This window comes from Undibacterium sp. RTI2.2 (assembly GCF_035018705.1).
In the GTDB taxonomy this organism is placed as follows: domain Bacteria; phylum Pseudomonadota; class Gammaproteobacteria; order Burkholderiales; family Burkholderiaceae_D; genus Undibacterium.
The window spans coordinates 24,068-46,766 of the sequence record NZ_JASJXN010000011.1 but is presented as its reverse complement, the minus strand read 5'-3'; the positions used below and the strand labels follow the sequence as shown (position 1 = coordinate 46,766).

21 protein-coding genes are annotated in these 22,699 nt (G+C 48.2%); 11 read left to right on the top strand and 10 right to left on the bottom strand.

The window, feature by feature from the left end; genetic code table 11:
* The first annotated feature begins 4 nt into the window (after nucleotides 1–4).
* Together QN395_RS08040 and QN395_RS08035 are read left to right on the top strand one after the other, a co-directional pair.
* Complete coding sequence (locus tag QN395_RS08040; protein ID WP_322120839.1) at nucleotides 5–1,336, top strand: cytochrome C; 1,332 nt, start codon at nucleotides 5–7, stop codon at nucleotides 1,334–1,336.
* Nucleotides 1,337–2,041, top strand: coding sequence for a c-type cytochrome (locus QN395_RS08035; RefSeq protein ID WP_322120838.1), 705 nt, complete (start codon nucleotides 1,337–1,339; stop codon nucleotides 2,039–2,041).
* An 82-nt stretch (nucleotides 2,042–2,123) separates the two neighbouring features.
* Here the strand turns inward: QN395_RS08035 and ptsP are convergent, their stop codons facing one another.
* The 8 genes from ptsP to QN395_RS07995 form a co-directional block, all read right to left on the bottom strand.
* Entirely contained in the window at nucleotides 2,124–3,875 is a 1,752-nt protein-coding gene (gene ptsP / locus QN395_RS08030; RefSeq protein WP_322120837.1) for a phosphoenolpyruvate--protein phosphotransferase, read from the bottom strand.
* A gap of 90 nt (nucleotides 3,876–3,965) precedes the next feature.
* A complete protein-coding gene (locus tag QN395_RS08025) occupies nucleotides 3,966–4,235 on the bottom strand; it encodes an HPr family phosphocarrier protein (protein WP_322120836.1) in 270 nt (89 codons plus the stop codon).
* 122 nt (nucleotides 4,236–4,357) lie between these two features.
* A complete protein-coding gene (locus QN395_RS08020) occupies nucleotides 4,358–4,765 on the bottom strand; it encodes a PTS fructose transporter subunit IIA (RefSeq protein WP_322120835.1) in 408 nt (135 codons plus the stop codon).
* A gap of 94 nt (nucleotides 4,766–4,859) precedes the next feature.
* Nucleotides 4,860–5,798: a glutathione synthase gene (gene gshB, locus QN395_RS08015; RefSeq protein ID WP_322120834.1), complete on the bottom strand. Its 939-nt coding sequence runs from the start codon at nucleotides 5,796–5,798 to the stop codon at nucleotides 4,860–4,862.
* Between the two features lie 117 nt (nucleotides 5,799–5,915).
* The gene (gshA, locus tag QN395_RS08010) at nucleotides 5,916–7,214 is read right to left on the bottom strand and encodes a glutamate--cysteine ligase (RefSeq protein WP_322120833.1); all 1,299 of its coding nucleotides are present in this window, start codon (nucleotides 7,212–7,214) and stop codon (nucleotides 5,916–5,918) included.
* Between the two features lie 377 nt (nucleotides 7,215–7,591).
* Complete coding sequence (locus tag QN395_RS08005; protein WP_322120832.1) at nucleotides 7,592–7,891, bottom strand: antibiotic biosynthesis monooxygenase family protein; 300 nt, start codon at nucleotides 7,889–7,891, stop codon at nucleotides 7,592–7,594.
* Nucleotides 7,892–7,948: 57 nt separating this feature from the next.
* Nucleotides 7,949–8,959: an AI-2E family transporter gene (locus tag QN395_RS08000; RefSeq protein ID WP_322120831.1), complete on the bottom strand. Its 1,011-nt coding sequence runs from the start codon at nucleotides 8,957–8,959 to the stop codon at nucleotides 7,949–7,951.
* An 18-nt stretch (nucleotides 8,960–8,977) separates the two neighbouring features.
* On the bottom strand, nucleotides 8,978–9,370 hold the full coding sequence (locus QN395_RS07995; RefSeq protein WP_323492202.1) for an MAPEG family protein: 393 nt from the start codon (nucleotides 9,368–9,370) through the stop codon (nucleotides 8,978–8,980).
* A 220-nt stretch (nucleotides 9,371–9,590) separates the two neighbouring features.
* On the opposite strand from QN395_RS07995, the gene QN395_RS07990 reads away from it, so the two are divergent.
* Both QN395_RS07990 and QN395_RS07985 read left to right on the top strand, forming a co-directional pair.
* Nucleotides 9,591–10,133: a glycine zipper 2TM domain-containing protein gene (locus QN395_RS07990; protein WP_322120829.1), complete on the top strand. Its 543-nt coding sequence runs from the start codon at nucleotides 9,591–9,593 to the stop codon at nucleotides 10,131–10,133.
* 267 nt (nucleotides 10,134–10,400) lie between these two features.
* A complete protein-coding gene (locus QN395_RS07985; protein WP_322120828.1) occupies nucleotides 10,401–11,936 on the top strand; it encodes a sensor domain-containing diguanylate cyclase in 1,536 nt (511 codons plus the stop codon).
* Here QN395_RS07985 and QN395_RS07980 read toward each other — a convergent pair.
* Complete coding sequence (locus tag QN395_RS07980) at nucleotides 11,921–12,760, bottom strand: Rossmann-like and DUF2520 domain-containing protein (protein ID WP_322120827.1); 840 nt, start codon at nucleotides 12,758–12,760, stop codon at nucleotides 11,921–11,923. The genes QN395_RS07985 and QN395_RS07980 overlap by 16 nt on opposite strands.
* Nucleotides 12,757–13,410: a Crp/Fnr family transcriptional regulator gene (locus QN395_RS07975; protein WP_322121671.1), complete on the bottom strand. Its 654-nt coding sequence runs from the start codon at nucleotides 13,408–13,410 to the stop codon at nucleotides 12,757–12,759. Before QN395_RS07975 ends, QN395_RS07980 begins: the two co-directional genes overlap by 4 nt.
* 451 nt (nucleotides 13,411–13,861) lie before the next feature.
* Here QN395_RS07975 and QN395_RS07970 point away from each other — a divergent pair, with 451 nt between their 5' ends.
* From QN395_RS07970 to QN395_RS07940, 7 genes are all read left to right on the top strand, one after another.
* The gene (locus QN395_RS07970; protein ID WP_416200135.1) at nucleotides 13,862–15,829 is read left to right on the top strand and encodes an AMP-dependent synthetase/ligase; all 1,968 of its coding nucleotides are present in this window, start codon (nucleotides 13,862–13,864) and stop codon (nucleotides 15,827–15,829) included.
* 17 nt (nucleotides 15,830–15,846) lie between these two features.
* Entirely contained in the window at nucleotides 15,847–16,680 is an 834-nt protein-coding gene (locus QN395_RS07965) for an ABC transporter ATP-binding protein (RefSeq protein WP_416200134.1), read from the top strand.
* A 20-nt stretch (nucleotides 16,681–16,700) separates the two neighbouring features.
* Nucleotides 16,701–17,597 (top strand): branched-chain amino acid ABC transporter permease, encoded by an 897-nt coding sequence (locus QN395_RS07960; protein WP_322121668.1) that lies wholly within the window; start codon nucleotides 16,701–16,703, stop codon nucleotides 17,595–17,597.
* A gap of 304 nt (nucleotides 17,598–17,901) precedes the next feature.
* The gene (locus QN395_RS07955) at nucleotides 17,902–18,960 is read left to right on the top strand and encodes a branched-chain amino acid ABC transporter permease (protein ID WP_322120826.1); all 1,059 of its coding nucleotides are present in this window, start codon (nucleotides 17,902–17,904) and stop codon (nucleotides 18,958–18,960) included.
* A 96-nt stretch (nucleotides 18,961–19,056) separates the two neighbouring features.
* Nucleotides 19,057–20,367 (top strand): ABC transporter substrate-binding protein, encoded by a 1,311-nt coding sequence (locus QN395_RS07950; RefSeq protein WP_323492203.1) that lies wholly within the window; start codon nucleotides 19,057–19,059, stop codon nucleotides 20,365–20,367.
* A gap of 110 nt (nucleotides 20,368–20,477) precedes the next feature.
* A complete protein-coding gene (locus QN395_RS07945) occupies nucleotides 20,478–21,326 on the top strand; it encodes an ABC transporter ATP-binding protein (RefSeq protein ID WP_322120824.1) in 849 nt (282 codons plus the stop codon).
* 52 nt (nucleotides 21,327–21,378) lie between these two features.
* On the top strand, nucleotides 21,379–22,641 hold the full coding sequence (locus QN395_RS07940) for a phenylacetate--CoA ligase family protein (RefSeq protein WP_322120823.1): 1,263 nt from the start codon (nucleotides 21,379–21,381) through the stop codon (nucleotides 22,639–22,641).
* The last annotated feature ends 58 nt before the right edge of the window (nucleotides 22,642–22,699 follow it).

Genomic DNA, 22,699 nt, shown 5'->3' with positions numbered 1-22,699 from the left:
AGCGATGAACTCCCATGAGAAACCCATTTCTTTAATTAAATACTGGCACTACAAAATACTATTCATTTTTTGTAATTTTTTAATTCTCTCTTCAGTACACGCATTACCTTCTTTCGCCAGACAGACAGGACAAAACTGTGTTGCATGCCATGCCGGGGGACAATTTCCTGAATTAACGCCATACGGGCGGCTATTCAAAATGACTGGTTACACCATAGGTGAAAGAGGAAATCCTTTAGCAGTGATGGCAGTCGCAAGTTATACAAAAAGTGCGACTCCAACCGCTGACGCCGCGTTTGCAAAAGATGCAGTAGCGCTTTTTCAAACAGGTAGCGTTTTTGTGGCAGGCAAAATCACAAATAATGTCGGCATATTTGCTCAATTTACTTACAACAATTACAGCAGTCAAAATACAGATACGAATCAATGGGAAGGCAAATGGGGATCAGATAACTTTGACCTGCGCTACGCTGATCGATATATCGATGCAAACCGGGATTTGATTTTTGGGTTTAGTGTCAATAACAATCCATCTATATCGGATCCTTGGAACACCGCTCCCGCATGGTTGCAATATGTTCCGACTGGCTTTGGCGTGACCGGCGCCGACGCTAGTCCAATAATCACACAACTAGGCTCGCAAGTAGCAGGCACTGGTGCATATATTTTCTTAAATCAAACTATATATGCTGAGATTTCGGGTTATCAAACTGCGAACGGCTCATTCTCTTTTTTGAGTAAAGGTATAGCTAATACTGATCAGACCAAACTAAAGGGAATTAATCCCTACATTCGCTTGGCACTTAGCCACGATTGGGGTCCGCATAGTGCTATGGTCGGCCTGTTAGCGATGAACACTGATGTCTACCCTGATAACCTGACTCTTGCAGGTCCTACTATTAAGTACCGCGACAGAGGAGTGGATGCCCAGTATCAATATTTACTCGATCCCCATTCTGTTACTGCACAAATCAGCTATGTACGCGAAACCATTAACAATGGAGACATCACTGGCGTAAGTGCAAACGCTTCCAACACGCTGAATCAGCTAAAAATGAAAGCCAGCTACATTTACCGAGCCAAATATGGAGGTAGCCTGAGTTATTTCAGTACGACAGGAACATCCGACAATATCTTATATCCTGATCCTGCCAGTAACCCGGATACTCGAGGATTTGTGCCAGAGTTATTTTGGACGCCAGTACAATATCTAAGAATTGGTGCGCAGTATTATCGATTCAATAGATTCCATGGTGCATCTGTTAATTACGACGGATCAGGACGAAATGCGAAAGATAACAATACGTTTTTTCTGTACGCATGGGGAGCCTATTAAATGATCAATCGTGAACAAGCAACATATCTGCGTCACCAATTTCATGGGGAACAGAGGCGCCGTAAGAGCAATACATTTCTCTTACTCCTGTTAGGTACTAGTATTTTCTTAAGTGCTTGTACTTCAGAGGAAAGGTCGCGAGCGCTAGACGATCCTACAGTATTACCTAAAACGGTGGCGCTTCAGGTTTGCTCAAATTGTCATGGGGTAAACGGTATTTCGACTTCGCCGATTTTTCCCAACTTAGCGGCGCAATCAAAACTCTACCTGACTGAACAATTGAAATCGTTTAAAACTCATGGCCGTTCAGACCCTGAAGGATATGAATACATGTGGGGTATCAGTGCACGTCTGACAGACAATCAGATTGAGGGGCTAGCGCAGTATTTTTCTGAACAGCGTGCTCCTGCAGGGAAAAAGTCCAGCGAAAATCTGTTAATTGCAGGAAAAGCGATTTATGAAAAAGGCATTACAGCAAGCAATACTCCCGCTTGCGCCAGTTGTCATGGCCCTAAGGCTGAGGGCATGCAACTATTCCCTCGTTTGGCAGGTCAGCATGCGGACTATACTAAGAAACAATTAATGGTCTTTAGAAATACCGATCAGCGGCCTGAGGGTGCGCTGATGAAAACAATCGCGCATGGATTGAAAGACCAAGACATCGAAAACATAGCCATTTATTTAGAGGCGATGCCGTCTAGTTGAGTTAAGTTGATCGACGTCAGGTCTGTCTGCAAAAGCAGATCCGGCGTAAATCTACTTTTTTTAAGCCATTCCCAATATCAAATCAGGCGATGGCTAACTGAGCCAAACTTTCTTGAATCACATCAGGATCGTAAGAACGCAGAATCTTTTTGACTAAAGATTGCAAGGACTCGATATTGGTATTGAGGATTTCTTGTTTAATCTCTGGCAGCAAAGCCGGGGGCATCGATAACTCGCGGAATCCCATCCCGATCAGCAAGCGCGTCAAACGGATATCACCCGCCATACCTCCGCAAATCGCGACCGGAATTTCGGCCTTTTGTGCGGCGCTGACGGTCATCGCCAGCAATTGCAAAATGGCGGGATGAATGTCGCTGTATAAATGGGCGACCTCATGATCAGCGCGATCAATTGCCAGCGTGTATTGGATTAAATCGTTGGTGCCGACTGATAAAAAATCCAGCTTTTTGACAAACATCGGCAAGCTGAGTGCCGCAGCAGGAACCTCGATCATGGCGCCGACCGGGACTTTGTCATCAAACTTTTTATCTTCTGCCAGCAAGGATTTTTTGGCCTGTTCTATCATCGCCAGAGATTGATCAATCTCAAATGCGTGCGCCATCATCGGGATCAGAATGTGTACCGGTCCAAAAGCGGAGGCGCGCAAAATCGCACGTAATTGCGTAAGGAATAATTGTGGCTCGGCCAGGCAATAGCGGATTGCGCGCAAGCCCAGTGCGGGGTTCAGAATATTGTGATCGGTGGTGTCGAGTGGTTTGTCAGCGCCTACATCGAGTGTACGGATGGTGACGGGCTTGCCTTTCATGGCGAGCACGGCATCGCGGTAGGCGACGAACTGTTCTTCCTCGGTAGGTAATTCTTGCTCGTGGCCGGTACGTCCCATGAACAAAAACTCTGAGCGAAATAAACCAACGCCGCTGGCACCGGCTTCCATCGCGGTGATGGCATCTTGCGGCAATTCAATATTCGCCAGCAGGGTGATCTCGATACCATCTTGGGTAATGGCTGGGGTCTTTTTGAGCCGGGTTAATTTTTTACGGGTTTTGAGTAAAACCGCTAGCAGGTTGCGATATTCCTCAATCACCTGAGCCGAGGGCGCGACGATGACTACACCGGCGTCGCTATCAATAATCAGCCAGTCGTCTTGCTGAATCAGATGAGAAGCGTTGCCCAAACCAACCACGGCGGGAATACCCAAACTGCGCGATACGATTGCTGTGTGGGAGTTTTGGCCACCCTCGTCCGTCACAAAACCGCTGAAAGCCGCATCGCGGAATTGCATCATATCAGCGGGTGAAATATCCCGCGCAACGACAATCATATTCCCGCGGCGTTCATTCACATTGGCGTCACGTGGTAAGTCATTGGCGCTACCGGTTAAGACTTTGAGCACGCGCTCGGCAACTTGCTGGATGTCGGCTTTGCGTTCACGCAGGTAGTCGTCTTCTATCTCATCAAACTGCGCAGACAAGGCATCGATCTGAGTCACCAGCGCCCACTCTGCGTTGTAATTGCGGGTGCGGATGATTTCTAGCGGCGCTTCAGAGATCATCGGGTCGGACAAGATCAGCGCATGTACATCCAGAAAAGCGCCAAGCTCGGTCGGCGCATCCAATGGCAGATCGGCCCAGATGGTTTGTAGTTCTTTGTGGACCTGAACGATGGCATCTTGCAGACGCAGCACTTCTGATTCGATCTGCTCCTGGGCAACCAGGTAATGCTCGACATCCAGCGCGGCGGGACGCATTAAGTGAGCGCGTCCTATGGCGATACCGCGTGAAACGGGGATGCCCTGCAATGTAAATGATGCCATGCTGTTGTGTCCCCTTTTACTCTTTTTATTTTTGCTACGAGCTAATGGTGTTGGCTTTAGCAGCCAGAATTTTGGCGCTAGCGATGTTCACTACTCGCCTTCACCAAACTTGTCATTCACCAACGCAAGCATGGCGTCAAAACAGGCTTGTTCGTCCTCACCTTCGGTCTCCAGCAAGACTTTGCTGCCTTTGCCTGCGGCTAGCATCATCACGCCCATGATCGATTTACCGTTGACCCGGCGGTTATTGCGGGTGAGCCAGACCTCACACTTAAATTTGCCCGCCAGTTGAGTGAATTTTGCTGATGCTCGTGCATGCAGGCCCAGCTTATTTACGATTTCAATTTCTTGTTGGATCATTGCATTTTCACTTTACTCGACATAATGAACGACCTTATTGGTTTATTAGCTTGAATCTGAACCTACCTATAACCGTACATATAACCGTATTTATCCACTTACTGACAACCTCAATTACCTACTCAGTTAGGAGAAAGCCTTACCCGGTTATCCACTCGCAAAGCGCCATTTTGCCCGCCCGCCAAAGCCATCTCCACCACTACATCCAGAGTATCGTGACGATAGGTAATAGCGCGCAGCAACATCGGCAAGCTAACGCCGGCAATGGTTGCCACCTGATCAGGCTCACCTAACTGACGACAACAGTTCGACGGTGTACCGCCCAACACATCTGTCATGACCAGCACACCTGTACCAGCGTCGAGACGTTTAATCGCTTCTTTTGCAAGGCGATTAACGTCATCAATATTCTGGTCAGCGATAACATCAATCGCTTCAAAATGTTCTGGCATGCCGCGAAACACATGCGCCGCGGCCTGCATAAAGGCCGACCCCAGCGGGGCATGGGTTAATAAAAGTATTCCAACCATATTCACATTTCTTGGGAGTATGCACAAAAACCATGCTTACAGCCCATTATTTATCTGGACACCAGAATATACTCTATAGCAGTATATTCTTACATCAAATAGCGGACTCCAGCGCATCGATGAACATGCCAGCCACATTAAAGCCTTTTTGCTGCGTAATTTCTTGAAAACAAGTCGGGCTGGTGACGTTGACTTCCGTCAAATAATGCCCGATGACATCTAATCCTACCAGCAACAGACCACGCTGGTACAGTATTGGCGCCAAAGTCTCTGCAATCTCCAGATCGCGCGCCGTTAATTCTTGTGCCACGCCAACGCCACCGGCGGCCAGATTGCCGCGTACTTCGCCGTTTTGCGGGATGCGTGCCAACGCAAACGGGACCACTTTGCCGCCAATCAGCAAAATCCGTTTGTCGCCATGCACGATCTCAGCAATGTAGCGCTGCACCATGATGGTTCTGGCACCATTGAGCGTCAAGGTTTCGATCACCGAACCGAGATTCATCCCGTCATCACGGATGCGGAAAATGCCGGCACCGCCCATGCCATCCAGCGGTTTTAAAATAATATCCTGATGGGTTTGGTGAAAAGCGCGAATCCGCTGCTCGTCACGCGTTACCAAAGTAGGCGTAGTAAATTGACTGAACTGAGCAATGCTCAATTTTTCATTATGGTTACGGATCGCGGCCGGCTTGTTAAAGACGCGCGCGCCCTGCTGCTCCGCCAGCTCCAACAGATACGTTGCGTAGATATATTCCATATCAAATGGCGGATCTTTGCGCTGTATAACCGCATCATACGCACTTAGTGCTGACGCTTGCGGGGCTTCGGCACGATACCAGTCATGCGCGTCACCCGTCAGAGTGATCCGACGGACATTTGCCACCACCACGCCGCCTTCTAAGGCCATGTCGTCTGGTCCGAAAGCAAACAACTGGTGCCCGCGAGAATCCGCCTCGCGCATCATGGCGAAGGTGGAGTCTTTATAGGTTTTAAATTGATCGAGCGGATCGGTGAGGAATACGATTTTCATGATGGATCTTTAAATTACTTCTCAAATTAGAATTGCTCGGCATGTCAATCTCCCTCACCCCCAACCCCTCTCCCGCAAGCGGGCGAGGAGAGCGGACGAGACTAATCCGATATCGGCTTAATACACCTCAGGATTTGGATCTGTTTTTTCCAACTCCAGCGACGCTGCCAATAAGGCCAGACGTGCTACTACGCCATACATATAAAAACGATTCGGTGCGGCGGTGCCTGGTTTGGCGGTGATATCCGGTACGGCATGTTGCTGGGCAAATGCCAGCGGCACAAAATGCATGCCCGGTGCGTTTAAGTTTTCATCAACGCCGCGATCTTCATGCACGCGATAGAAGCCGCCAACGACGTAGCGATCCATCATGTAGACGACAGGCTCGGCGACGGATTCGTTGATCTGCTCGAAGGTATGTACGCCCTCTTGTACGATCACATCGTTGACTTCCAGACCTTCTTTAACGACCGACATTTTGTTGCGCTGTTTGCGGTTTAAATCACGTACTTCGCTACCGTCACGCACCGTCATGATGCCCATGCCATAGGTACCGGCATCGGCTTTGACGATGACAAACGGTTTTTCTTTGATGCCGTATTCTTTGTATTTTTTGCGGATCTTTGCCAGAATCGTATCGACGGTATTGGCCAGTTCATCCTCACCGATCCGTTCGTGGAAATTGATGCCGGTACATTTGGCAAAATAAGGATTCAGCATCCACGGATCAATATCAATCAGCTTGGCAAATTTCTTGACAACTTCATCATAAGCGGCAAAGTGATTGGTCTTACGACGTACTGCCCAACCTGCATGCAATGGCGGCAACAAGGTTTGCTCATTGAGATTTTCTAAAATCGGCGGGATACCTGCCGACAAATCATTATTGAGCAAAATCGTACAAGGATCGAAATTCTTCAAGCCAAGGCGACGACCATTGGCGGAGCGTTCCAGCGGTTCTAAAATCAATTGCGTACCGTCTGGCAGATCAATCGCCGTTGGCTCTTTGATGTCTTCAGACAAGGTGCCGAGACGGACATTTAGACCGGTCTGACGGAAAATTTGCATCTGGCGTGCGACGTTTTGCAAATAGAACGCATTGCGTGTGTGGCGCTCCGGGATCAGTAACAAGTTTTTAGCGTCTGGACAGTATTTCTCAATCGCGGCCATTGCCGCTTGTACTGCCAGCGGTAACATTTCTGGAGAAAGATTATTGAAGCCGCCAGGGAACAGATTGGTGTCCACTGGTGCCAGTTTAAAGCCAGAATTGCGCAAATCAACTGAGCAGTAAAACGGTGGCGTATGCTCTTGCCATTCCAGACGGAACCAGCGCTCGATCGCAGGCGTGGCTTCGAGTATCTTTTTTTCTAAATCAAGCAAGGGGCCGTTGAGGGCGGTAACGAGGTGCGGAACCATGATGTCCTTTGTAGTATAGCTGGGCAGGGTACTGCTGATATGCGTAGTGCGCTAAATTGCTGAATAGCATAGGAGGGATTCTAACGGGAATCAGCAATTGACGTGCTTGGCTTGCGTAACTTGGGATGAAATAACAATTATCAAGACATGACAGTTTTGCCACGCGATTCTCGGATCAATATTGCGTAGTCCTTTGGTTTGAAAGTGATGATTATTTTCACGATAATTATTTAGCTATCGCTGACTGATCTCATCAGTAAGTTTCAATAATAAAAAATACTCCCTATATGTATTTATTAATCGTCCATATAATCATTGGACACTACGGCATTATTGATCAAAATATAGGGGAGTATATTAAATTCCTCCTAGAAATCTTATGCTTCAGCGAGCAGATTGAAATGTTCAACCGTCGGCGGCACGGCGAAGAAACCGCCGACAATCGCCCGCCACTCCTGAAACGCCGGTGACTCGCGGAAATCGACGGTGTGGTTTTCCAAAGTCTCCCAAAAAATCATCAGGACGTAACGTTCCGGCGACTCTATTCCTTTGTTGATTTTGTAACCACTAAACCCTTTGGCATGAGAAATCACTTCACTCAGGCCACGTTGGATGGCGATATCAAATTCGGCTTGTTTGCCTGGCTGGATACGAATATCGGCGAGTTCTAAAATCATTTTATTTCCTTTAAATTAATAACTATGGAAGCGTATTGAGGTAAAGCCCATTGACAACTACACCAAGCCCTGATCGCTCAATTCCCTTTTAATATACGCATAAAAAACAGGGGCTGCCACTACGCCCGGCACGCCAAATATAGTTTCCATGACCAAAATCGCGGTCAACAGCTCCCAGGAACGGGCATTGACTTTGGAACCGATAATTTTTGCGTTTAAAAAATATTCCAGCTTGTGTATCACCACCATAAATACCAGCGAGGCCACGGCGGTGTGCAAAGAGTGCGACAAACTTACCACCACGATCACCGTATTGGACAGAATATTACCGACCACGGGGATCAGTCCGGCCAAAAAGGTAATCAAAATCATGCTTTTGGTCAGTGGCAAATGAATACCGGCTAATGGCAAAATCACCAATAAATAGATCGCTGTAAATGCGGTATTAATCAGCGAGATGCGCACTTGGGCAAACACAATTTTCTGAAACATCAGACCCAAGGTCACCACGCGTTGATGCAAAGCGGCTGCAAATGGACGGTAGTTGGCATGCTGTGTCGCTTCCTGCAAGGCGACCATACTGCCTATGATCATTCCCAGCAGCAGATGCACAATCACATGTCCGGCTTCTTGCACCAGCAATTTAGCTTCAGATGCGTGCTCTCTAAAGCCGTTGGTCAGTAGCTCTCGCAAAGCATCGGCGCCTTCTGGCAAGTTATTACTGACCCAATCCGGCATCTGGTCGCTGGAGGCATCAATAATGTCGGCCATTTTTTGCAATAGCACATTAAGGTTACCGCCTTCACTGCGCAAGTAGGCGTAGAGCAGCCAGAGCACCAGAGAAATCGTGGCAATAATCACTACCGACAAGAAAATAACCGCAATCATGCGCGATTGCTGGCTGCTAAATTTTCGCTCTATGGTAGGCGCGAGTAAGTGAATCAGGGAATAGACCAGCAACCCAGAAAACAGCGCCACCAGCAAACCCATCTTCAGCACAACATATAAAGCGATGGCAGCCAGGATATAAGACACCCAAACGGGAGCAGTAGTTTTAGAAGTCAGCATCGTATAGAGCAGTCCGGGTTAACGAGTCGAAAATAAAGGCTGCAACAAACCAAATATTGCCATCAATAATAATGCCAGCGACGCCAGCGTAGCGATCATAAAACCGGGTGCTCGCTTTGCAGCATCTTGGTAATATGCCAATGCATACATCAAACGCCCGACCACCCAGACTGCGCCTGCGATACCCGCCGCACGGTCACTAAACCAAATGGCGGCTAACCATAAGAATGGCAAGAAAAAAATAATTTGCTCAAGCGTATTAGTTTGCACCCGCAAAGCGCGTAAAAATTCGGGTGGACCGTCCATAGAAGGCGCAAGAACTTTATGCTGCATGCGTGCTTTTCCTGCATTCATAAAAGTCCAGAAATATACGGCAAGCGCCGCGATCGTAGCCCAGCTAGTCCATTGCATTTGCATAGTTGCCTTTTTTAAAAATATTAAGGTCTGTTTAGAATTTGATTAAGGTTTGATCAAAACATTACAACCATTAACATCAGAATAACTTGATTTCAGAAAAGTGCTTTATATGTCATGGTTGATACAGAGTTTTACATTTAAATTTCAAATCATGTCTTCTTTTTTTGGAGCCAGACGTTATATGAGGACTGTGATTAATAAAACGAGGTACAAAATGACACTCAATCTGAAGAAAACAGCCCTTATTTCAGCAACGACTGCATTCTTAGGTCTTGGAATGTCCGTAGCGCATGCAGCAGATTACGATGATTTCGCTCGCGTCATCAATGTTGCGCCTCAAGTCGAACAAGTCAACGTGCCGCGTCAAGAATGCCGCACCGACTATGAGACAGTACAACGTCAGCAGCCGCAACAACAGCGCAGTGCTGGCGGCTCTATCATCGGCGGTATCGCTGGTGGTTTGCTGGGTAGCCAGGTGGGGGGCGGCAATGGTCGTATTGCAGCAGCGGCAGCGGGTGCGATTGCAGGTGCAGTGGTGGGTGATCGCGTAGATAACAATGGCAATAACGGTGCCAATCAACAACCAACTTACGACAGCCAGCCAGTGCGTCGTTGTACTAATGTAGATCATTGGGAGACCCGCAATAATGGATATGCCGTAACCTACGAGTACCATAACCGCACTTACACTAGCATCATGCCGTACGACCCGGGTTCACGTTTGAAATTGCATGTATCCATCACACCACGTCCTTAAACTTGGATTTTAAAGTCTGGCAAACGCCAGGCTGTGCTCTGAGATGAAAAAATTGCCGCGATCTGCGGCAATTTTTTTCGTCATTTTTCCCCGTAATTCGCACACATCCCCTCGAATTTAAACGGGAATCCGGCGACCTTTATAGTATGATCTTGCCGCAACACCACAAAAATTGATTTGTGCCACAGGTACGTCTTATCCTCATTCTGGTTCAGACGCATCGCAGGGCACGAAGTCAAACATTTACCGCGTTTTGATTTTCATCTTATGCGAAAAATATTAAAACAATACGGTTTGCTCATCTGCCTTTCGCTCATCCTGATCGCTGGATTCGGATTTATCACGCTCGCCAGTTATAAAGTATCGCGCGATACGGTGTACCAAAATAGTTCTGAACAAGCCTTGCCCGTCACCAGTGACGCCGTACTTGCAGAACTGCAAAAAGATATCTTGCGACCCGTTCTGATCGCTTCGCAAATGGCGAATAATACCTTTGTGCGTGATTGGATCATCAATGCCGAACTTGATAAGGCAACTGATCAAAAACCGGACCAAAAGTCAGAACAAAAGTCAGACCAAGAACAGCAACAAAATATAGAACAAATCACGCATTATTTAAAAGAAATCAAATCAAAAAATAATGCCGCTACCAGCTTTTTAGCATCCGCCATTACCCATCAGTCTTATTCGCCCGATGGCACGCAAAAAACAATCGTCGCTAGCGAAGCACGTGACAAATGGTTTTTCCGCGTAGCAAATTTAAAAACCGCCTACGAAATCAATGTCGATACTGATATCGCCAATCGTGACAGCATGACGATTGCTATCAATCACCGTATACTCGATTACAACGGTAAATTTATTGGCGTGGCAGGTGTCAGCGTTACCTTAGATACGATGAGGCGTCTAATCGATAGCTATCAATCGAGCCTGCATCGCAACATCTATTTTGTAGACCAAAAAGGGACGATAGTCTTAGCTGGCAGCGCGATGAAGCGAAGTCTGAGTAATCTGCAAGATATGCCCGGCATGCGCAGTATCGCCGGACAGATTTTAGCCAACAAAAAAATTGAATCGCAACTTCTGGATTATAAAAACGAAACCGAACATATCGCTGTCAGCGAGCGGTTTATTCCAGAATTAGGCTGGCATTTGCTGGTCGAGCAAGAGGTCGGTAGTAATATCAAACCTCTGCAAGATATCTTCCAGATTAACTTGGCAGTTAGTGCCGCGATTATGTTGATCGTGGTCGTATTATTGGTGCTGTCGGTACGACACTTCCAGCAACGCTTAGAAAAATCTGCGGCCACCGATCAACTGACGTCACTCCCAAATCGCCATGCATTTGATTTTGTATTTCAACAAGCCCTGCTCGATAGCGGACGCTCACGTTTGCCTTTGTGTGTAACGTTGATCGACATCGATTTTTTCAAAAAAGTGAATGATAAAAATGGCCACTTAGTCGGTGATCATGTTCTGAAAGAAATCGCTTTGATTGCCAAACGTTCTTTGCGTGAAAGTGATGTCATTTGCCGCTGGGGTGGTGAAGAATTTTTGATCTTATTAAAAAACTGTACCCTGGAAAAGGCCACCTCGATTGCCGAAAATCTGCGCAGTACAATTGCGGCGAATGATTTTTCACGCACCACCGATCTGGCGAAAAAGCGTTTGGCAGTTACCGTCAGCATGGGTGTGGCTCAATGCAAAGATAACGAGACGGAAGACAGCGTATTTGATCGTGCCGAAGTAGCGCTACAACAAGCCAAAGAGAATGGCAGAAACAGCGTTTATTTCTCTGAATAAGGTGTCTGCTTGCGCTGCGCCAAGGCGACCGTTGGTGGGGTAAACGCTTGATATAGTGCACCTGCGCTTGCATCCCAATCGTTGACAACCTGCAGCTGCTTAGCGACTGTGGTCATATCTCCCCGCGCAATGGGGCCGGTCAGTGCGGCGGCACTTCCTAATTGAAAAACGTTATCCAAACTTTGTTGTGCCAGGGGCTGTGCCATCGCCTTTGCCAATTCTGGCGGTATGCCTGCCGCCTCGTAAGCATGCAAAGCAATATCCATCAAGGTCACTAGATAATTACTCGCAAACACCGATCCTGCGTGATATAGCAACTTATTCTCGGCACTAATCTGAACAGTCTGCGCACCGATTTTTTGTATGGCGGGAAGAAGTACATCCAGCGCACGGTCATCACCTTCCAAACTACAAATCGTCCCGGAAAAATTGGCGGCAACATAAGCAGCATCAGCAAAACTGCGGACCGGATGAACGCTGGCAACCGCCGCACCTGTCGCAATCGCTGCTGCTAATTCGCTGGATGCTTTCGCACCGCTGCAATGGAATACGATGTTGCTTGCAGCCAGCAAACCCGCGTCTGCCAATGACTGACAAGTAGCCGCAATATGATCGTCCGGCACGGTCAGCAGGTAAATATCGGAAGGAGTAAGTTCCGCTATCGCAGACACCGCACTGCCTGCACCAGCCATCGCCACCGCTTGCTGCGCACTGGCCATAGAACGGTTACAAATTTGTTGAATCGTAAATAGTTGGTGTCGCACGAATTGCTGTGCGAATACCTGACCCACTTTGCCAGCACCGATCACTGTCAACGTTTTCATTTGGCGGCATCTCCCAAAAAACTACGCAAGCCCTCAAGATCGAGTACGGTAATACCACCGTAGTCAATACTCAGCAGTTTTTGCTTCTCTAATATCTGTAAAGCCTGATTCGCACGCTGACGTGACACACTGGAAATATAGCCAATCTCTTCCTGAGAAATTTGCAATTGCATACTGGTGCCGGGATTCAGATAGGGATTGAATAAGGACGCCAGACAGCGTGCTACCCGGGTGTCTGTATCAAGCATGCGATCGTATTCCACCAGTGAGATAAACAAGCCTAAGCGTTCATTGAGTTGTTGCAATAAAAAACGGTTAAACGGAATGCTGTTGTCTAATAGCCAGTCAAAGGTACTGCGCGGCATAAACGCGACTCTGGTGTCGCGCAGGGCGACGACATCATATTTACGTGCTTCTGTTTTGAGCACCGAGCCTTCGCCAAACCAGCCACCTGCCAGCATGCAGCTATAGGTCACGGTCTTGCCTTCGGGTGACATACTGCTCATCTTCAAAAAGCCGTCAATCACCCCCATCCAATAGTCAACCGTATCGCCTTTGCGGCAGACGTAGCCGCCTGCGGGGACAAAACGCTCTATGACTTCGGCTTCTACCTTTTGCATATGCTCTGGTGTCAGCATGCTCGCCCACATCGTACGGGAAAACCGGTCGGTAGAGGTCACAGCTGAAGTCACTGCAGGAGTCAACGTTGATGCTGATGTTGACGCTGGAGCAGAGCTAGCGGGCGACGATAGATTTGGCTGAATCGGCTGATCTGGAGGAATTGGTTGCATCGTTTTTGCTATATTAGTATGGTGCGGCGCAGCACCGAAATTGTGTTGTTTCAGCGAGATTGTCGGGCAAATGACAGCACTGAGAATTTGATCTGGCTACACTCCAGCTAACAAAAATACGCAAAAGAATATTTACTGAAAACGCGTGCTGGGACATTGTATAAGCGAAACTGTAGGTAAGGTCAGCTATTACAAACTCCCGATCATTCTCGCATGCGTACGACGCTAACAAAGTTAGTAAGTATGCCGTAAGGGATAGTAAGGACACTCAGTCGATAATCATAAAACAAGTATGAAATGATGGAGACAAATGAAGCATATCGACGTCAACCAAGCAATGCCGGATTACACCACCTTCCCTAAGCTCCTACTACGTAATGCGCAATTGCATGCATCGCGTCCGGCGTTCAGAGAGAAGGATTTGGGTATCTGGCAAACCTGGAACTGGGCACAAGTCTGTGATGAAGTCCGTGCGCTGGCTTGTGGGCTTGCAGCGCAGGGATTCCAGCGCGGTATGCACCTTGCCATCATTGGCGATAATCGTCCGCGTTTATATTGGGCCATGGCTGCCGCGCAATGTCTAGGCGGGATTGCGGTGCCGCTCTACCAAGATTCACCAGCGGCAGATATGGCTTATGTGCTGGAGAATGCAGAAATCCAGTTCGCAGTTGTAGAGGATCAGGAGCAAGTCGATAAACTATTAGAAATCAAACAGCACTATGCCGGGATTAGTCATATTGTGTTTGACGATGATCGCGGCATGCGTCATTACCACCAAGACGAACTCACCTCTTATGCCGTGCTGCAAGACTTGGGACGCGCTTACGACAAAGCCCATCCGGACTTTTTTATCCAGCAAGTTAATTTAGGTACAGCTGACGACACCTCCGTCATGCTCTACACCTCAGGCACTACCGGCAAACCTAAAGGCGTATGCCAAAGCCACCGCTCGTTTATCCACGCAGCGACAGGCGGCACGGGCTTTGATCAGCTCAGCGAACGTGAAGATATTTTGTCTTACCTGCCAATGGCCTGGGTTGGTGATCATTTGTTCTCGTATGCACAAGCAATGACGGCAGGCTTTACCGTCAATTGCCCTGAGTCCGGTGAGACGGTATTGACCGATTTGCGCGAAGTCGGACCGACCTATTATTTTGCTCCGCCACGCGTGTTTGAAAATATGTTAACCACGGTCATGATACGAATGGAAGATGCTAGCGCCATCAAGCGTAAATTGTTTCATCACTATATGGAAATCGCCCGCGAAATTGGTAGCGATATTCTGGATGGCAAACCCGTATCACTGCTCAACCGCATCCGCTACGCAATCGGCAATCTGCTGATCTATGCGCCCTTAAAAAACGTACTCGGCTTATCACGTGTACGGGTTGCTTATACTGCCGGTGCCGCAATCGGTCCTGATCTGTTCCGGTTTTATCGCTCTATCGGCATTAACCTCAAGCAGTTATACGGCTCCACTGAAACCTGTGCCTACGTGTGCTTGCAGCCCGATGGCAACATCAAATTTGATAGCGTAGGTCAGGCAGCGCCAGGCGTAGAAATTAAACTCGCCAGCAATGGCGAGGTACTGGTGAAATCTACCTCAATGTTATCGGGCTACTATAAACGTCCTGACGCCACCGCCGAGGTGATGGATGCAGATGGCTACTTCCATACCGGCGACGCTGGAATATTTGATAGCGACGGCCACTTAAAAATCATCGACCGTGCGGCTGATGTGGGCAAGCTGATCAATGGCGATATCTTTGCTCCCAACTATATTGAAAACAAATTAAAGTTTTTCCCCTATATCAAAGAAGCTGTCGCCTTTGGCAATGGTCGCGATACGGTCTGCGCTTTTATCAATATTGATCTGGAAGCCGTCGGCAATTGGGCAGAGCGGCGCGGCATTGCTTATGCTGGCTACACCGATCTGGCAGCCAAGGCAGAAACTTATCAGCTAATCGTTTCTTGTATCGAGAAAGTCAATGCCGATCTGGCGGGCGAAGCCCTGATGGCTAACACCCAGATTCATCGCTTTTTGATACTGCACAAAGAGCTTGACCCCGATGATGATGAACTCACCCGCACACGCAAAGTACGACGTAGTTTTGTCGCGCAAAAATACGCCGTGCTGATCGATGCGCTGTATTCCGGTAAGCGGTCGCAATACATAGAAACTCAGGTCAAATTTGAAGATGGCCGTCAGGGATTAGTCAATGCTGATTTGCATATCAGCGATGTAAAAACCTATGCAGCGCATCAACAGGCGGCATGACTCATGAAAAACACAGTATGAATGCGATGGTAGATCCGATGACGATGGTGACTATGGCGACACCCACGAATGGCAGAAAAATCGGCGAAGTGATCCTGGATCTGCAGGGCATCTCGCTGGCGTTTGGTGGTATTAAAGCGCTGACGAATATCTCTTTCAATGTCAGAGAGCATGAAATCCGCGCCATTATCGGCCCCAACGGTGCAGGTAAAAGTTCAATGCTCAATGTGATCAACGGCGTGTATCACCCGCAAGAGGGGACGATCACTTATCGTGGTCAGCGGCGTAAAGATATGAACACCTATGCAGCGGCAAAAAGTGGCATCGCCCGGACATTCCAGAACATCGCTTTATTTAAAGGCATGAGCGTACTCGACAACATCATGACGGGACGCAATCTGAAAATGAAAAGTAATTTTCTGATGCAAGCCTTGTATTGGGGGCCGGCTCAAAAGGAAGAAATCGAACATCGTCAAAAGGTCGAAGAAATCATCGATTTTTTAGAAATCCAACATATCCGTAAAACACCGGTAGGTCGTCTGTCTTACGGTTTGCAAAAAAGAGTCGAGCTAGGTCGTGCCTTGGCAGCGGAACCAGAAATCTTGTTACTAGATGAACCCATGGCAGGCATGAATGTGGAAGAAAAACAAGACATGAGCCGCTTTATTCTGGATGTCAACGATCAGCTCGGCACCACCATCGTATTGATTGAACATGATATGGGCGTGGTCATGGATATTTCAGACCGCGTGGTCGTGCTGGATTATGGCAAAAAAATTGGCGATGGTACTCCGGCAGAAGTGCTGGCGAATCAGGAAGTGATTAACGCGTATCTCGGCGTCGCCCATTGAAAGGCTAGACCAGAATGAATATCAATTTTTTCTTTGAAGTCTTAATCGGCGGCTTGCTCTCTGGTGTGATGTACGCACTAGTGGCGCTTGGCTTTGTGCTGATTTACAAAGCCTCCGGTGTATTCAATTTTGCCCAAGGCGCGATGGTATTTTTTGCGGCATTGACCTGCGTTGGTCTGACTGAGAAATTCGGCTTGTCATTGTGGCTGGCAATTCCACTCACGATGGGTGTGATGGTCTTACTCGGCTTGGCGATTGAACGTGTGGTATTGCGGCCTTTGGTCAATCAACCTGAGATCACCTTATTCATGGCAACCATCGGTTTAACTTTTTTTATCGAAGGCCTGGCGCAATTACTGTGGGGATCGCAACCACACCGCCTGAACTTGCCAATCGAAGATGTGCCGATTGAATATCTGATGGAAAAGTTCAACATCATCATTTCGCAGTTTGATGTCATCGCCGCACTGATCTGCGCGCTGCTGGTTACTGGGCTGGCGTTACTGTTCTCTAAAACCAAGATTGGTCGCGCCTTACGCGCCGTGGCGGACGATCATCAGGCGGCATTGGCGGTTGGCATCCCCTTACAACAAATCTGGGCCGTAGTCTGGTCAGTAGCAGGCTTGGTGGCGCTGGTAGCAGGCTTGCTGTGGGGCGCACGTAACGGCGTGCAGTTTGCGCTGACGTTTGTTGCACTAAAGGCGCTGCCCGTGTTGATTCTCGGTGGTTTTACCTCGGTGCCTGGTGCGATTGTCGGGGGCTTGATTATTGGAGCGTCTGAAAAATTAGCCGAAGTCTATATCGGCCCGATGGTTGGCGGCGGGATTGAAGGCTGGTTCCCATATGTACTGGCATTATTATTTTTACTAGTGCGGCCAGAAGGCTTGTTTGGCGAAAAAATTATCCGGCGGATTTGATTTGGCTTAGCTAAGTTGGACGAGTTGGACGAAATGGGAGCTTCTAAAAACCCTTTAATCGAGATGCAGCGCTGGTCATAGCGTGCGCCATGCGCACCGCAGCGGACAGCACGGACAATGTACCGGTGCGCATGGCGCACACTACGATGATCAGGTCATTTATTACAATGATTTTTTGAAGTTTATGAATTAGAACGTCCAATACTTATGTGCCTTCCCAGCCAAAAATGGCCTGAAAGCCCCATAGATATTGGGGATAAAAAAATGGAAACATCTAAAAATGGTTTCAACATAAAGGAAATACATGTTCTATCGTGAAGCAGGTCAGTTCAAGTCTAGCTATGCCGCAGACAACCAGATTTTTCCGTTGCGGCAGGACAGGATCGCTATGGTCGTCCTTCTGGCACTGGCGTTTTTTGTCGTGCCGCTGATTGCGTCGGCATACACCTTTTCTGCGATCTTGATTCCTTTTCTGATCTTCTCGCTGGCGGCATTGGGCCTAAATATTTTGACTGGATATGCCGGCCAACTGTCGCTAGGCTCCGCTGCATTTATGGCAGTAGGTGCGTTTGCCTCGTATAACTTTGTGTTGCGTGTTCCTGGCATTCCTTTATTGCTGGCATTTGTGTTGGGCGGCTTGTGTGCCGCAATAGTGGGGATTGCATTTGGTTTGCCGTCCTTACGCATACGTGGTTTTTATCTGGCGGCAGCGACGCTGGCAACACAATTTTTTGTAGTCTGGTGTTTGACCAAAGTACAGTGGTTTAGTAATTACAGTTCTTCTGGCGTGATCACCGCGCAGGAGATGATAATTTTTGGTGTGAGCTTTACTACCCCAGTGAAAAAGTATCTACTCACTCTGAGCATCGTTTGTGTGCTCGCCCTGCTGGCAAAAAATATGGTGCGCTCCAATGTCGGGCGCTCCTGGATGGCGGTACGCGACATGGACGTTGCGGCAGAGGTCATCGGCTTTCGCCCTATGCGTACCAAACTATTGGCGTTTGCGGTATCGTCGTTTTATTGCGGTGTGGCGGGTGCTTTGTATGCTTACGCTTATCTTGGTACGGTGGAGCCTGATGCCTACAATCTAGATTTATCCTTCCGAATTTTGTTCATGATTATCATCGGTGGCGTGGGTTCTATTCTTGGGTCTTTTTTAGGCTCGGCCTTCATCATCTTGCTACCGATTTTTCTGAATATGATCGCGCATGGTTTGTCGCTGCCGACCAGCGTAGCGTCCAATCTGGAGCTAATGGTATTTGGCGGTTTAATTATTTTTTTCCTGATAGTAGAACCACATGGTCTGGCGCGCTTGTGGCAAATTGCAAAGGAAAAATTGCGCTTATGGCCTTTCCCGTATTAAGTTGTATCAATCAATAAGTAATCAGTAAAAACAGTAAAAAAAACATCAAGCAACAAGTACAAATAGTTGCAATATCCATCCAAAAAAGGAGACATCATGAAATTGCTTAAATCAGTATTACTCAGTGCAGCCTTAGTCAGCACTGTTGCACTATCTGGGCTGGCACAAGCGGATGAACAGTTCATCCCCTTACTGTCGTATCGGGTCGGTCCGTATGCCGCGGGTGGCTCGGGATTTTATGGCGGGATTATTGATTACTTTAATCTGGTCAATGCCAAAGGTGGTATGAACGGCGTCAAGCTGACATGGGAAGAATGTGAAACTGAATATAACGCCTCACGCGGTATTGAATGTTATGAACGTCTTAAACAAGCCAAAGGAGGCGCCTCCTTAGTTGATCCGCTTTCTACCGGTATTGCATACGGCATTTTAGATCGCGTGGCAGAAGATAAAATCCCGATGACCATGCTGGGATATGGTCGTTCTGATGCGGCCAACGGTAAGGTCTTTCCTTACATCTTCCCGCTGATTACCAGTTACTGGAATCAGGCTGCCGCCATGACCAAATATCTGGGCGACAAATCCGGTGGTATGGATAAGCTCAAAGGTAAAAAAATCGTTTATCTGTATCACGACTCCGCCTTTGGTAAAGAGCCCTTACCTGTGCTGGAAGCACAAGCTAAGCAATACGGATTTGATCTGGTCAAAATCCCTGTTGCGCATCCTGGGAATGAACAACAATCACAATGGCTGCAAATCCGTCAAGCCAATCCTGACTACGTCATTTTGTGGGGCTGGGGCGTGATGAATGCGGTAGCGATCAAGACAGCGCAACGCAATGGCTTCCCACGTGAAAAAATGCTCGGTGTCTGGTGGGCAGGTTCTGAGGAAGACACCATCCCGGCGGGTGATGCAGCAAAAGGCTATTCTTCCATGACTTTTAATACCCCAGGCAACTATCCTGTGCTGGATGAAATCCGCAGCAAAATCTATGCAAACGGTAACGGCAATCTGGCAGACAAAACCCGTATTGGTTCGGTGTATCACATGCGTGGCGTAACTGCTGGCATGTTGTGGGTTGAGGCCATCTTAAAAGCACAAGAAAAGTACGGCAAAGGCAAGCAAATGACGGGCGAGCAAATCCGTTGGGGCTTCGAGAATCTGAACGTGGATGATGCACGTCAAAAAGCCTTGGGCGCTTTTGGTATGTTCCCGCCGGTCAAAACATCTTGCGACGATCATGAAGGTTCTGGCGCAGTCAAAGTACAGCAATGGAATGGCAGCAAATGGGTCGCCATCACACCGAACTGGATGGTTGGTGACAAAGCGCTGACGCGTAGCTTGCTCGAAGAATCGTCGAATAAATATGCCACTGAGAAGAAAATTACACCAGCTTGTTTGAAATAAATTGTTGTGTTGAGAGAGTCGCTGTGCCGGCGAAAAATATCATTGGCGCAGCTTCTTTCCCTACCTAATTGATCAACAATAAATTGGAAAAATTCGCAGGTGAGATCGATATGACGACCCATAGTATTGCTGGTATCAATGATGCGGTAGCGGCCAGCCCCGCCTATCTGAGCGTGAATAATATTGAGGTGATTTACGACCACGTCATCCTGGTATTAAAAGGGATTTCGCTGCAAGTCCCGCAGGGAAAAATCGTTGCTCTGCTCGGTGCTAATGGCGCAGGGAAATCAACCACGCTCAAAGCGATCTCCACCTTATTACGCAATGAACGCGGCGATATTACCAAAGGCGATATTTGTTTTAAAGGACAGCGGGTTGACCATCTGACGCCGAACGAATTAGTCAAACGCGGCTTGTCGCAAGTGATGGAAGGTCGTCATTGTTTTGGACATCTCAGCATAGAAGAAAATCTGTTGACGGGTGCGTACACGCGCAAAATCTCACGCGCTGAATTAAAAGAATCGCTAGAGATGGTGTATCACTATTTCCCCCGTTTAAAACAGCGCCGCACGTCGCAGGCAGGCTATACCTCTGGCGGCGAGCAGCAGATGTGCGCAATCGGTCGTGCACTGATGGCGAAGCCTTCAATGATATTGTTAGATGAACCGTCGATGGGCATCGCACCACAATTAGTCGAAGAGATTTTTGACATCGTCAAAAGTCTGAACACCAAAGAAAACGTCTCATTTTTACTGGCGGAACAAAACACCAATGTCGCTTTACGTTACGCCGATTTTGGCTACATCCTAGAAAACGGGCGGGTCGTGATGGAGGGCGACGCCAAAGAGTTGGCAACGAATGAGGATGTCAAAGAATTTTATCTCGGCGTCTCTGGTGCGGGTCGCAAGAGTTTCCGCGAGATGAAATTTTATCGTCGTCGCAAGCGCTGGCTGGCGTAATTAATACCTATTTTAAATCTCTCAATAACGTTACCCCCTACTAGAACAAGCTATGAACGCCTATCTGGATGCATTAGAAACCCGCCACCCGCCAAGCCGTGAGCAAGCACTAATGACACGCTTGCCGCAGCTGATTGCACACGCGCAAACCGCACCGGGATGGGCGCAGATTTTGCGGGGAGTACAGGCGTCTGAGATTAAAAGCAGGCAAGCGCTGGCACAGTTGCCAGTGACGCGTAAATCCGATTTAAAAACCATACAAAAAACAGCATTACCTTTTGGCGGATTGACGACAACAGCACCTCGACAGTTAAGTCGTATTTTTATGTCGCCGGGTCCTATCTTTGATCCTGAAGGTCGGACACAAGACTGGTGGCGCTTCGCCAGACCGATGCACGCGGTCGGCCTGCGTGCAGGTCACATCATACAAAACTGTTTTTCTTACCACTTTACGCCTGCGGCTTTTATGGTGGAGGGCGCGGCGGCTAAGCTGGGTTGTACCGTGATTCCAGCAGGCATAGGCCAGACCGAGATGCAAGTCCAAGCCATGGTGGAATTACGTCCTGATGCTTACGTAGGCACGCCCAGTTTTTTAAAAATCATCATCGACAAAGCGGCAGAAATGGGCGCGGATATCAGCAGCGTGCAATACGCGATTTTGGGCGCAGAAGCCTTACCACCCAGCTTACGAAAATGGCTGCAAGAACACGGCATACCGAATGTGGTGCAGATGTATGCCACTGCAGATATCGGCAATATCGCTTATGAGACGCTGACCAACGGACAAGTCAATCCAGGTATGGTATTGGACGAAGATATCTTGCTAGAGATCGTCCGCCCGGGCACCGGTGATCTGGTAGCAGAAGGGGAAGTCGGCGAAGTCGTGATCACCTCCTTCAATCCGGATTATCCTTTAATCCGGTTTGGTACTGGCGATATGTCAGCTACCTTGCAAGACATCTCACCATGTGGGCGTACCAATACCCGTATTAAGGGATGGATGGGCCGCGCCGATCAGACCACCAAAATTAAGGGGATGTTTGTGCACCCGTCGCAGGTTGCAGAGATCGTCAAACGCCATCCGCAGATTCATAAAGCCCGTCTGGTTGTGACAGGCGAAATGGCAAATGACGTGATGACTTTGCATTGCGAGGTGGATAAAACAGCCGAAACGTCCACGCAGACAGACTTAAAAGAAGCCTTGATCAGTTGCATGCGTGACCTGACTAAACTACGCGGCGATATCGTGTTTATGGCGGTAGGTAGTTTGCCCAATGACGGCAAAGTCATTGATGATGCCAGAACCTATCAGTAGATTTTGCTTATTGAAGCTCGAATTCTAAATCCCGAATCCACATCCGCCACTGATGCAG